At 44.1% G+C, this 11,568-nt stretch carries 11 protein-coding genes; 8 read left to right on the top strand and 3 right to left on the bottom strand.

The window, feature by feature from the left end; genetic code table 11:
• Window positions 1–100: 100 nt before the first annotated feature.
• The 7 genes from AC5O63_RS10345 to azu all read left to right on the top strand — a co-directional run bounded on the left by AC5O63_RS10345 (window position 101) and on the right by azu (window position 6,167).
• Window positions 101–469 (top strand): iron-sulfur cluster assembly accessory protein, encoded by a 369-nt coding sequence (locus AC5O63_RS10345; RefSeq protein ID WP_494504891.1) that lies wholly within the window; start codon window positions 101–103, stop codon window positions 467–469.
• A gap of 2 nt (window positions 470–471) precedes the next feature.
• Window positions 472–1,935: a Fe-S cluster assembly protein SufB gene (gene sufB / locus AC5O63_RS10340; RefSeq protein ID WP_494504890.1), complete on the top strand. Its 1,464-nt coding sequence runs from the start codon at window positions 472–474 to the stop codon at window positions 1,933–1,935.
• Window positions 1,936–1,939: 4 nt separating this feature from the next.
• Window positions 1,940–2,686, top strand: coding sequence for a Fe-S cluster assembly ATPase SufC (sufC, locus tag AC5O63_RS10335; RefSeq protein ID WP_494504889.1), 747 nt, complete (start codon window positions 1,940–1,942; stop codon window positions 2,684–2,686).
• Window positions 2,661–3,932: a Fe-S cluster assembly protein SufD gene (gene sufD / locus AC5O63_RS10330; protein ID WP_494504888.1), complete on the top strand. Its 1,272-nt coding sequence runs from the start codon at window positions 2,661–2,663 to the stop codon at window positions 3,930–3,932. Before sufC ends, sufD begins: the two co-directional genes overlap by 26 nt.
• The gene (locus AC5O63_RS10325; RefSeq protein ID WP_494504887.1) at window positions 3,925–5,157 is read left to right on the top strand and encodes an aminotransferase class V-fold PLP-dependent enzyme; all 1,233 of its coding nucleotides are present in this window, start codon (window positions 3,925–3,927) and stop codon (window positions 5,155–5,157) included. The genes sufD and AC5O63_RS10325 overlap by 8 nt, the downstream gene beginning before the upstream one ends.
• Window positions 5,158–5,162: 5 nt before the next feature.
• Window positions 5,163–5,588 (top strand): cysteine desulfuration protein SufE, encoded by a 426-nt coding sequence (gene sufE / locus AC5O63_RS10320; protein WP_069666504.1) that lies wholly within the window; start codon window positions 5,163–5,165, stop codon window positions 5,586–5,588.
• Window positions 5,589–5,717: 129 nt separating this feature from the next.
• Window positions 5,718–6,167 carry an azurin gene (gene azu / locus AC5O63_RS10315; RefSeq protein ID WP_239825655.1) on the top strand — a complete coding sequence of 150 codons (450 nt, stop codon included), beginning with the start codon at window positions 5,718–5,720 and terminating at the stop codon, window positions 6,165–6,167.
• Between the two features lie 90 nt (window positions 6,168–6,257).
• Here azu and AC5O63_RS10310 read toward each other — a convergent pair whose 3' ends face one another.
• Complete coding sequence (locus AC5O63_RS10310) at window positions 6,258–8,150, bottom strand: methyl-accepting chemotaxis protein (protein WP_494505010.1); 1,893 nt, start codon at window positions 8,148–8,150, stop codon at window positions 6,258–6,260.
• A 415-nt stretch (window positions 8,151–8,565) separates the two neighbouring features.
• Between AC5O63_RS10310 and AC5O63_RS10305 the strand changes: the two genes are divergently transcribed.
• Window positions 8,566–10,464: a PLP-dependent aminotransferase family protein gene (locus tag AC5O63_RS10305; RefSeq protein WP_494504886.1), complete on the top strand. Its 1,899-nt coding sequence runs from the start codon at window positions 8,566–8,568 to the stop codon at window positions 10,462–10,464.
• 76 nt (window positions 10,465–10,540) lie between these two features.
• Here AC5O63_RS10305 and AC5O63_RS10300 read toward each other — a convergent pair whose 3' ends face one another.
• Together AC5O63_RS10300 and AC5O63_RS10295 are read right to left on the bottom strand one after the other, a co-directional pair.
• Window positions 10,541–10,909 (bottom strand): VOC family protein, encoded by a 369-nt coding sequence (locus AC5O63_RS10300; RefSeq protein WP_494504885.1) that lies wholly within the window; start codon window positions 10,907–10,909, stop codon window positions 10,541–10,543.
• Window positions 10,910–10,992: 83 nt separating this feature from the next.
• Window positions 10,993–11,544: a sugar O-acetyltransferase gene (locus AC5O63_RS10295; RefSeq protein WP_494504884.1), complete on the bottom strand. Its 552-nt coding sequence runs from the start codon at window positions 11,542–11,544 to the stop codon at window positions 10,993–10,995.
• Window positions 11,545–11,568 lie beyond the last annotated feature (24 nt).

Raw genomic sequence — 11,568 nt, 5'->3', positions numbered from 1 at the left:
ATGTAGTGCAGACTAGCATTCTCCACACTAAATTCATGGTTGATAATGAAATGATAATCAATATCATTCTCGTGAATTTAAGAACAAAAGGAACTTTGTAATGAGTATTCCAAGTTCAAATTCCACTCAAATATCTATTCATGACATGGAGTGGCAAGGTGTCACGCTGACCGAGAACGCAGCCAAAAGAGTTGCGCTTTTGACGCAAGATGGGCATCACTTTTACCTCAGTGTTAGACCGTCTGGATGCACTGGTTTTGCCTATGAAGTGAAGCTGGTAGAAGAGATTTCTAGTGAAGATTTGCGATTTGAGTCACACGGCACGGCTTTTTATGTCTCTCTGTCCGCGATGCCAATGTTAGACGGCACAGAACTCGATTTCGTCCGTCAGGGCTTAAACAGCACTTTTGTTTACAACAACCCCAACGTAAAAAATCTTTGCGGATGTGGTGAAAGCTTTGGAGTTTAATCATGTGTGCAGTTGAGACACAGCCTGAAGTAGAAGAACTCTTCCAAACCAGTCACTATAAGGAGGGTTTCTACACGCAGCTTTCCTCCGACACGCTATCAAAGGGGATAAACGAACAAGTTGTTAAAGCTATTTCAGCCAAACGCAATGAGCCTGCTTGGATGCTTCAGTTTAGGCTAGATGCATTTAGGAAATGGCAACAAATGGAGGAGCCACACTGGCTCAAAGCGGACTACCCTAATCTCGATTATCAAGACTACAGCTATTACTCAGCACCAAGCTGCGCCAGTTGTGATTCTGACTGTGATGATGACGGATCAAATGAATACCTGACCAAAGAAGTTGAAACCGCATTCGAGCAGTTAGGTGTTCCAGTTCGTGAAGGGGCTGAAGTTGCAGTTGATGCCATTTTTGACTCTGTTTCAGTCACAACCACCTACAAGAATGAGCTAAAAGAGCTCGGCATTATTTTCTGTTCGTTCAGTGAAGCGATTCAAGAACACCCAGAACTCGTCCAACAATATTTGGGGACAGTCGTACCACCAGAAGATAACTTTTTTGCTGCGTTAAACGCAGCCGTCGCCTCTGATGGTACCTTTGTTTACATTCCTAAAGGGGTACGTTGTCCGAGAGAACTATCGACTTACTTTCGAATCAACCAAGCCAAAACAGGCCAGTTCGAGCGTACCATTTTAATTGCCGATGAAGATGCCTATGTCAGCTATATAGAAGGCTGCTCTGCACCAATGCGCGACACCTACCAGCTGCACGCCGCAGTAGTAGAAGTGATCATCCATGACCGCGCTGAAGTGAAATATTCAACCGTACAAAACTGGTTCTCTGGAGAAGAAGATAGCCAAGGTGGCATCTTAAACTTTGTCACTAAGCGAGCGGTTTGTGAAGGTCGAAACAGCAAGATGTCATGGACTCAGTCTGAGACTGGCTCCGCTATTACCTGGAAATATCCAAGCGTCATTCTTAAAGGTGACTACTCCGTTGGTGAGTTCTTCTCAGTTGCATTAACAAACGGGAGCCAACAAGCCGATACTGGTACCAAGATGATACATATTGGTAAGCACACCCGTTCGACTATCATCTCTAAAGGGATCTCGGCAGCTAAGAGCGAAAACAGTTACCGAGGCTTGGTAAAAATCTTACCCACAGCAGAAGGCGCAAGAAACTTCACACAATGTGATTCCATGTTGATTGGTACAGATTGTGGTGCTCACACCTTCCCTTACATCGAAGTAAAAAATCCTTCAGCACAAGTTGAACACGAAGCCACGACATCAAGAATTGGTGAAGATCAGCTCTTTTACTGTGTGCAACGCGGCATCAGCGAAGATGACGCTATTTCAATGATCGTAAACGGATTTTGTAAAGACGTATTTTCAGAACTACCCCTTGAGTTTGCTGTAGAAGCACAAAAACTGCTTTCAATCAGCCTCGAACATAGCGTGGGATAATCCAATGTTAGAAATTAAAGATTTGCACGTCAGTGTAGAAGACAACCCTATTCTAAAAGGTATTAGCCTGTCGGTAAAACCAGGCGAAGTACATGCCATTATGGGGCCAAACGGCTCGGGTAAAAGTACCCTATCTTCTACGCTCGCAGGTAAAGATGAATACCAAGTCGATTCCGGAGAAATTGTTTTTAAAGACAAGGATCTGACTGAACTCGATCCGGAAGAACGCGCTGGCGAAGGGGTGTTCCTCGCGTTTCAATACCCAGTTGAAATACCTGGAGTAAGTAACAAGCTATTTCTTAATACTGCCTTAAATGAAATCCGTGAGTATCGAGACCAACCTCCTCTAGACCGCTTCGACTTTGAAGATTTGCTCGAGGAAAAAGCGCAACTGCTGAAAATGCCAACAGACCTCCTTCAACGCTCGGTCAATGAAGGCTTCTCTGGAGGAGAGAAAAAGCGTAATGACATTTTGCAAATGGCAGTACTCTCTCCCGACCTGTGTATTCTAGATGAAACTGATTCTGGCCTAGATATTGACGCTCTAAAGGCAGTCTCATCAGGTGTAAATGCCCTACAAGATGGCAAACGTGCTTTCATTCTAGTGACTCACTATCAGCGCATTCTCAACTACATTAAGCCCGACTATGTGCACGTGCTTTATAAAGGCAAGATTGTTAAATCTGGCGATCATACATTGGCACACCAATTAGAGGAGAAAGGCTATGGGTGGATTACTGGTGAAGAGTAACCAACACGGTTTTGATTCTTTGGCGCATCTAGTACAACCTCAAGAGTGGCAAAAAAAGCAGTTTGGTAAGGCCGTTGAATTAGGAATTCCTACTTCAAAAGACGAGGCGTGGAAATATACTTCCCTCAATGATTTTAATGCCTTGCCACTCCAATTAGCGATGCTTCAATCGGCCGAGAATATCTCTTATGAAGGATTAAGCTTAGGAATAGACGCCTACCGACTCGTCTTCTTCGACGGACATTTCTCAGCAAGGTGCTCTGATTGGATACCTAAAGTTCGCGTCACTCCTCTCAACGTTCTGACTTCAGTGGAAACGTATGAGCTATCACGGTCAGTTCGCTCAGACGCATTCACTAATCTCAACGATGCTACTGCAACTGGCGGAGTCTTGATTGAAGTTGAGCCGAACACGCAGGTCAATAAACCAATCTACCTACTGCATATTAGCTCTGGTCAGAAAGGTGAAGTGTGCAGTTATCGTCATCACATAGAAATGGGACCACTTTCAGAGCTTGAGGTTATTGAGCATCACATATCGCTCGCTCAAGGTGGTGGAGTAACGCTGTCACGTTTAACCAACTACGTTGGAGAAGGTGCTTGTTTTCATCACAGCAAGCTAATCGAAGAGTCACCGCAACAGCATCATTTTGGGCACAACGACATTCGCCTTCAGCGAGATGCAAAAGCTAGCTCAACCTCGCTATTGCTTTCAGGTCTATTGCTAAGAACCCAAACCAGCAGTGAGCTTTGCGGAGACAATGGTGAAATTGCCATGAACAGCATCTCGCTGCCTACCGACAAGCAAACCTTTGATACAAGGACTTATCTCAAGCACAACGCCCCTCACTGTCAAAGTGAACAAATGCACAAGATTATTGGTCGTGACCAATCCAACGCCGTATTTGACGGGATGATTTACGTCGATCCAAATGCATTGAAAACCGATGGTCAAATGGACACACATAGTTTACTGCTCAGCGACAAAGCACAAGTCAACTGCAAACCTCAACTTGAAATTTATGCTGACGATGTGAAATGTAGCCATGGTGCAACGACTGGTCAGTTAGATCCTAACCAAATCGCCTATATGAGAGCGAGAGGCATCAATCGCTTTAACGCCGAGCAAATGTTGATGTCCGCGTTCGTTTGCGAAGTGGCAGAAAAAATTCGCCATCCTAGCTTGCGAAATTACGTTATCTCTCAGTTAAACAGCTCACTACATGGGGAAATCAGTCATGGCTGATTTGCGTTCTCTTGAAAGCCCATGGGCAGGTGACTTTCCTGCTCTAACAACAGAAGTCTATGGAAAACCGCTCGTCTACTTAGATACGGCAGCCACAGCACAAACACCAAACTCTGTTATCAAGCGCATGACTCAATTCTATCAACGCGATTATGCCAGTGTGCACCGTGGAGCCCACTATTTAAGTGCCAAAGCAACGGAAGATATGGAGTTGGTACGCAAGCAAGTCGCAGATTTTGTGAATGCAAAGGAAGCTAGCAATATCGTCTTCACTAAAGGGACGACCGAAGCGATCAACTTGGTGGCCAACAGTTACCTGAGACCTAAAGTAAAAGCCGAAGACGAAATCATCGTCACGGAGATGGAGCATCATGCCAACTTGGTGCCATGGCAGCTTCTTTCTGACATCTTCGGGGTTAAAATTCGAGTCTGGGCAATGAACAGCCAAGGTCAGCTTGATCTATCTGGGCTAAAATCCCTTTTGAATCGCAAAACTCGCTTGGTCGCGATTAGCCATGTATCAAATGTCTTAGGCCAGATTAACCCGATTGACGAGGTGGTCAAACTGGCACACAAAACGAACGTGCCTGTACTGGTTGATGGCGCTCAAGCTGTTATGCACCAACAAGTCGATGTCACTGCCCTTGATTGTGATTTTTATGCTTTCTCTGCTCACAAACTTTACGGGCCTACTGGAACTGGTGTCTTATACGCAAAATCAAAACACCTTGATAGCATGGTTCCTTGGGAAGGCGGTGGTGCAATGATCGATCAAGTCACCTTGCCCATTGGGACATCTTATGGTCAAGCTCCATGGAAGTTTGAGGCAGGAACGCCCAATATCGCAGGTATATTAGGCTTAGGCGCTGCCATTGAATACGTAGACAGTATTGGCTTAGATAACATTGCTGTCTATGAAGCGCAATTGATGCAGTACATGGAACATTCATTATCACAAGTACCCGGCATCGAGATCTACGGCGACCCGAACAATCGCACCGGGTTGCTTTCTTTTAACCTCAATGGGCATCACTCATTTGACGTTGGTACCTTCTTAGACAGGTATGGCATTGCCATTCGCACCGGACACCATTGCGCAATGCCATTAATCAAACGACTTGGGCAAACTTCTGTATGTCGCGCATCGATCGGCATGTACAGTCAACCCAATGATATCGACCAACTCTGCCAAGCACTGCAACGCATCAGCCAACTGTTAAGGTAATAAATATGATGACACCTGAAAAAGTGATCCGAAACTTTAACCGCTGCGTAGATTGGGAAGAGCGGTATTTATACCTCATAGAGCTTGGTGAACGATTAGAGGATTACCCTACTGAAAAGCTAGATGATGACCATTTAGTAGCAGGGTGTCAAAGCCAAGTTTGGGTGTGTAGCAAGTTAGATGAACACGGAAAAATAGCTCTTAAGGCGACCAGTGATTCTTCTATCGTTAAAGGTGTCCTGTCACTGGTCTTGGTGGCTTATAACAACCAAAGCGCTGAGGATGTTCTTTCTTTTGACATTCACACCTGGTTCGAAGAACTTGATCTTAAATCGCACCTGACGCCTGGGCGAACTCAGGGTTTAGAGGCAATCGTAAAATCCGTTCGTAATCTGGCCTACTCATACCAACAAGGCACGGCAACTCTTTGAAGTTAGTCTGAATCTGCAGACATTTATTCAAAGGGACGCACACTTTTTCAATTAACAATCGATGATAATAAGATGTATTTGAGAAAAGGTCGGATGTAAACAAAACATAATATAATGGAGAATCTAAATATGTCTTTTCGTATCCTTACTGCAGCCCTAGCCCTTGCGAGTTTAAGTTTTGGTGCACAAGCTAGCGAATGTGAAGTATCTGTTGATGCTAACGATATGATGCAGTTTTCTGCCACTACACTAAGTGTTCCGGCAACATGTAAAGAGGTTAAGTTGACACTTAACCACACGGGTAAGTTGCCGGCTCAATCAATGGGACACAACGTCGTGATTACCGACACTGCCGCACTTCAAGCAGTAGGTACGGAAGGTATGTCTGCTGGAGCAAGCAACGACTATGTTAAGCCAAACGACGAGCGTGTCTATGCACACACAAAGGTCATCGGAGGTGGCGAGTCAACAACCATTACCTTTAGTACAGAAAGAATGAAAGCTGGTGGAGACTACTCATTCTTCTGTTCTTTCCCTGGCCACTGGGCAATCATGAAAGGTAAATTCGAATTTAAGTAAATATCTACTCAAGCTTTGTTAGAACATTACGCTTAGCTAAGCGTAATATGGATAAAGCTGGGAGTACTTCTCCCAGCTTTATTTTTTTGGCTAACTCAGCTTGAAGTTAGCTACCTGACGCTTAAGATCGTCGTTAGTATCATTGAGTCTTTCTGCTGCCTGTACCGTTTCTTGTCCGCTATCGACAAGCGACTCGACAATATCTCTTATAGACAACATGTTTCTGCTTAGCTCTTCGGCCACGGTACTTTGCTCTTCCGTTGCGGCGGCTATCTGAGTGCTCACATCATCAATTTCTTTGACGGAGTCGCTCATCATGGAGAGGCTTTGAGAAACATCTGAGGTTTTATCTGCCGTTTCTTGGCATTGGTTTTTAGTTGCGTCCATGGCAGTAACGACACTCTCCGTCCCACTTAGTAGTTGGCTGAGCATATCTGAGATTTCCATCGTGCTGTTCTGAGTTCTTGCTGCAAGTGCCCTAACCTCATCCGCAACCACGGCAAATCCTCGTCCTTGCTCCCCTGCTCTAGCGGCCTCAATTGCGGCATTTAAAGCAAGCAAGTTTGTTTGCTCTGAAATTTCCCCAATAACATTGAGCACATTGCTGATTTTATTTGCATCTTGATTCATGCGCATGATGCTGTTGGACATCTCATCAACCTCTGAAACGAGTGCACTTACCGTATCAACTGCATTATTTACTATTTTCAAAGACGATATGGCTTCTTTACTAGCTTCATCAGTAATACGATTTGACTGATTAACGTTCTCTGCCACATTTCGCGCACTCTCACTCATTTCTGTAATCGCGGTAACGACCTGTTCAGTCTCTTTTGAATGAGAGATAAGCTTGGACTCGTTGCTTCTCGCTGTAGAACCAAGTTGTTCGACACTTACTGAGATGTTTTCACTCGCATGAGAAATATGAAGCATCATTTGTTGCAGGTTTTCTACAAACTTATTGAAGCCTGCACTGATTTGCGCCAAGTCATCGTCACCATTAACATCCAACCTTTGAGTCAAATCACCATTACCATGGGAAAGATCGAGAACAGCGGATTTGAGTTTCAGTAACGGACGATATGCATAACGGAGAATCAGGAAAATAGCGCCACAGCTGATAAGGAGTAATAGTCCGCCAGTGGCGAAAGATTCGTACATAGCACTATAAACATCGGTCAGGGCAGACTCCTGATCCACAAACACCATTAACGTCCAGTACATGCCTGAAGCTAGATTCACTCGCTCAAAGTAGCCGTCAAATTGAATACCTAAATATGGAAAGGTTAAATGCCCTGACTGCTCGGCAAAGAACATCTGCTCCATTTCCTGAAAGTTAGGACTAATTTGAGATGGCGTTCGCCCAATATCATTAGGATCATCACTGGCAAAAAAGACTGCATTCCTATCGGTGAGCGTTGCCGCTCCACCAGCAAACCGCATGTTACTTACTGCCGTTACAACATCACCCAACTGGACGTCCCCCAGAAGTACTCCAATAAACTGACCATTCTCAACCACTGGCATGGTTACGCTAACCACTTTTTGCTCAGTGACTTGATCTTGGTATATATCAGTTAGTGAAACGCCAGAGGCATTCTTTGCGGCTCGGTACCAGTCTCGGGTGCGAAAATCAAACTTGGTCCCATCTAATGACATATAAGTGCGTCCATCATCGTAAGTCATTATGACATTTGAAATGGAACTGCTCTCTGCCAGTAAAGTAACTAGATGTTGGTTTTCTGTATCACTGAGCTGGGAATTGAAACTCTTGGCACCTTGAGCAATGGCATTTGTTTTGAATTGCATCATCTGCTCTAGCTCTGATACGTGAAAACTCAGTTTGTCTGATGTTTTAGAAACAAGTCCGCCAATCATCTTGTCTCTCATCGCTAAGATGTTCAGCGTACCCAATACGATCAATGACACAGCAACCAAAGTGCCAACGCCAATGTAAATCCTTGATTTAAAGCCTAAGTTCATCATAAACCTCACTTGCTAAGCGAGCTAACATGGAATTATGAATGACATTCGGTTGTTTTAGTTGTTATGTAGCGGCGCCATATTGTTATTGTATGCGCGCAATCAACCCATCACCCAGCCAACGATAACTTTCCTGCACAGTATGCAACTTGGTTATCAATAGAACATCTAGTTGCAGAATAGTGAATTTTCAATATTTAACTAAAGAAATGTATAAATAATCATTCTTATTTACCACAAACTCATTTATTAACTGAATATATGAGATCTCATAGATACTTTTGAATCTATAAATATAGAGTCACTACTCAGTGTCTATATTCACCTATACACGAGTTTTCGTGTTGGCTAGGTAGCGAAAAACACTCTCGCTGCTTGTTCCTGATACTAAGTACTTAAATCTTGGAGCAAAATTATGAGTAACGATAACAATATAAACTATGGACCGAAGCGAACACCTTGGATTGAGCAAGTTCCAGAGTTCGCTGTAGGTAAAATAACCGCACCTTCTGCTGATCCCATTGAGGTATACGCCGAACGAAACTATGACTTTCACTATACCGAACAGGCAATTAATGGCTTTGACGTCGAATTACCACCGACAGGACAAAACTGCGGTGAGCAAAACAATGTCTATGAACAGATACAAGCCTATGTCGATTCACAGAAAGAGAGGTTTTTAGGCTATCAGACGGAAGAGAATATTAGCTATAAAAACCGCTTAGCGCCTTTTCTTAACGTCAGCTTAAACAATGTTGGAGACCCATTCGTCAATGGCAACTATACGATCAACTCTAAGTGCGTCGAGCGCTCTGTTCTCGATTATTACGCTTCACTTTGGAACGCTCAGTGGCCATCGCAAGGCCCTTACATAGATGAAGATGGCAACTTCCAAAAAGGAGTAGGCGAAAGCTATTGGGGCTATGTACTCACTATGGGGAGTACAGAAGGCAATTTATACGGCATGTTAAATGCGCGAGATTATCTCAGCGGAGTGATGCTGCTAGAAGAGGAAATACGCGCTGAAACTGACGATGGTGAGACAATTTCAAATTGCCAAGTGTATGCGCACCACCCTTCTCCACCAATCCACACTCCTAATGCATACACTCCGGTGGCGTTTTTCTCTGAAGACACTCACTACTCCATCGTCAAAGCTATGGCCGTAGAGAAAATAGAGACCTTTGGCGAACTTGGTAATCGGCTTTATCCTGATGAGAACCCAGTCAGTCCGGGTAAGCCTTGGCCCGCTGAAGTAGAATCAGAAGGACCAACCGCTGCGCTGCCTGCAGGCTCTGGAGCAATAGACGTAGATAAACTAATCCAATACGTCACTTTCTTTGCTGAAAGAGGATACCCAATACTTCTAGTCCTTAATTGCGGAACAACATTTAAAGGCGCATACGATGATGTTTCGACAATTACCGCCAGGCTAAAACCAATCCTTGAAAGAAATGGACTATGGAAACGAGAAGTACCTATCGATCCAGACGACCCAACTCATGGATATGAGACTCGGACTGGCTATTGGCTTCATATTGACGGAGCGCTTGGAGGAAGTTACGTCCCCTTCATAAAAATGGCGAAAGATTGTGATGAGTACCAATCCTTCTTTAAAGAGCATGGTGACTATACTGGTCCTAATTTCGACTTTACTAACCCTATGGTGCATTCAATTGTAACCAGTGGGCATAAATTTCCCGGAGCGCCGTGGCCAACGGGTGTCTATATGACCAAGCAGCAGTATATGGTCTCTCCTCCGGATAACCCAGAATATATTGGTTCACCAGACACGACGTTTGCAGGCTCGCGAAATGGGCTATCGCCATTAGTGTTATGGGAATACTTCGCCCGCAATAGCTACAAAGAGCAAATTAGGTTGACAATGAAAGCTCAAGAAGTCGCCCAATACGCTCAGGAGCAGCTTGCTCTGGTTGCTGACTATTGGGCCGAAAAAGGATCACCTCTTCCTGAAGGGCTATGGTTGCAACGTACTCCACTTTCGTTGTCACTCATATTTTGCCAGCCGAACGAAGAAATTATCTTCCGCTATTCTTTGGCAAAAGAAAGCACCACAGTGACGTCCTACGAGGACGGTAAGGAGATTGATCAAGTTCGACACTATGTTCACTTGTTTACGATGTGGGATGTCGATAAACAACTTATAGACAGTCTATGTGAAGACTTAAAGCAAGAAGGAGCATTTGATACTCGACTGTTTAAAAAGATCAAACATACGACTGTGCATAAACCGAGAGTGAAGAACGCTGTGAGGCAAATTCAGCTGCCACTTAAGGGGCGGTCCTTTCGTTAGAGAGCTCGAAACATTGGAATATTAGTAATATGCTTAGCTCACTTAAAGTGAGCTAAGCAACTGTTAATCTATCCATTTAAAGGTAGATACTGACCTCAATCAGGTTTGAGTCAGGGTCGAGAAAGTAAACAGACTCAATCGCGCCAGTCGCGCCTGACTTCTCAACAGGCCCCTCAACGATAGTTACTTGCTCTGCTTTAAGATGATTAATGATCTCTTCCATCGCCCATGAAGAAATCAAACACAGATCTCCAGAGCCAACTCTTGCCTTATTCCTTGGCTCTTGTCCAAGTAATTGAAAGTTAATTTTCTGGTTACCAAACTGAACGGCTTTACGCCCACCAGCAAAAGTAAGCTCCTTCATTAGCAGTACTCGCTGGTAAAACGCCACTGACGCGTCAATATCTGAAACTGTCAAAACGATATGGTCTATGTGACTAATCATAAGTTCCTTCTCTTATTAGACTCCCGCTTGATCTCGCGCATATTGGAACTTGTTCAAGTAGGAGTCAAACCCGCCGAATGTTATTAATCCTGATTTAAACGCCGTATCAGTTTTGCTGGCGTTCCGCCATATAAACAATCTGCTGGCACATCGCTGTTCACCACTGAATTTGCAGCTATTACCGAACGTGCTCCTATTGTTACTCCCTGATTGATAACACAATTGCCACCAATCCAAACGTCGTCTTCGACGATAATCGGTTTGCAGTACGTTTCCCACTCTCTTCGCTTGTTAAAGTCTAATGAGTGTGACGCAGTGTAAAACTGTGTGCTAGGACCAATCAGTACGTTATCACCAATAGTAATTTTTGCCCCATCTAGCATTACCACATTCATGTTGATAAAGGTGTTATCGCCAATTTCGATTGTTTTACCAAATTCACAATGAAATGGTGGTCGTACAATACTCTGACCTACTGACCCAAATAAAGCGTTCTGCAATACCTCTGTTTCATCTGATTCGATGGATTGATTAAACGCCTTTAAGGTCGTTGCGGCATGATTTCGAAGCGCATCGATTTCTGGATTAGCACCATCAAACTGCTGACCTGACATCATTTTTTCTAGTTCAGACATGACAACTACTCTTTGATTAAGACA

This window comes from Vibrio sp. SCP2, assembly GCF_059295395.1.
This window is presented reverse-complemented; position numbering and strand designations above follow the sequence as displayed.

What these genes read in the sequence shown, in the direction of transcription:
- azu (WP_239825655.1), top strand. Translation starts at nt 5,718, where the DNA reads ATGTCTTTTCGTATCCTTACTGCAGCCCTAGCCCTTGCGAGTTTAAGT.
- AC5O63_RS10325 (WP_494504887.1), top strand. Translation starts at nt 3,925, where the DNA reads ATGGCTGATTTGCGTTCTCTTGAAAGCCCATGGGCAGGTGACTTTCCT.
- AC5O63_RS10345 (WP_494504891.1), top strand. Translation starts at nt 101, where the DNA reads ATGAGTATTCCAAGTTCAAATTCCACTCAAATATCTATTCATGACATG.
- AC5O63_RS10300 (WP_494504885.1), bottom strand. Translation starts at nt 10,909, where the DNA reads ATGATTAGTCACATAGACCATATCGTTTTGACAGTTTCAGATATTGAC.
- sufB (WP_494504890.1), top strand. Translation starts at nt 472, where the DNA reads ATGTGTGCAGTTGAGACACAGCCTGAAGTAGAAGAACTCTTCCAAACC.
- AC5O63_RS10305 (WP_494504886.1), top strand. Translation starts at nt 8,566, where the DNA reads ATGAGTAACGATAACAATATAAACTATGGACCGAAGCGAACACCTTGG.
- AC5O63_RS10310 (WP_494505010.1), bottom strand. Translation starts at nt 8,150, where the DNA reads ATGAACTTAGGCTTTAAATCAAGGATTTACATTGGCGTTGGCACTTTG.
- sufD (WP_494504888.1), top strand. Translation starts at nt 2,661, where the DNA reads ATGGGTGGATTACTGGTGAAGAGTAACCAACACGGTTTTGATTCTTTG.
- sufC (WP_494504889.1), top strand. Translation starts at nt 1,940, where the DNA reads ATGTTAGAAATTAAAGATTTGCACGTCAGTGTAGAAGACAACCCTATT.
- AC5O63_RS10295 (WP_494504884.1), bottom strand. Translation starts at nt 11,544, where the DNA reads ATGTCTGAACTAGAAAAAATGATGTCAGGTCAGCAGTTTGATGGTGCT.
- sufE (WP_069666504.1), top strand. Translation starts at nt 5,163, where the DNA reads ATGATGACACCTGAAAAAGTGATCCGAAACTTTAACCGCTGCGTAGAT.